This window comes from Bacillus sp. SIMBA_031, from assembly GCF_046535225.1.
Classification (GTDB): domain Bacteria; phylum Bacillota; class Bacilli; order Bacillales; family Bacillaceae; genus Bacillus; species Bacillus velezensis.
In genome coordinates, this window is the sequence record NZ_JAWRXC010000146.1 from 1 (window position 1) to 279 (window position 279).

Below are 279 nucleotides of genomic sequence, written 5' to 3' on the forward strand. Positions count from 1 at the left end.
CATCTCTGCCCAATATCTTATTATTTGAAACGTAGTAAGTAGTGGGACAAACCAAAAAAGAATTAATTCCTTCCAAAAGCCAAAAACAATACTACATATAACAATTGATAACCAAAAAGCAATCTTTATAATTCTTTCAGAATAAGGCTCTTCTTTTGAAAAGATATTGACTTTAATTGTTCCATAAATATATTTAGGAACGTGAGTTAGTGTAAGTGGTTTTAAAATATGTTTTAAGATAAATTTTTTAATACTACTTTGAGGTTTGTCGAGCCCAAT

General features: G+C 28.0%; 1 pseudogene. It reads right to left on the reverse strand.

Annotated features, from left to right (window positions below):
* Nucleotides 1-279: pseudogene (locus tag SB724_RS19835) on the reverse strand (fatty acid desaturase family protein); the annotation flags it as partial.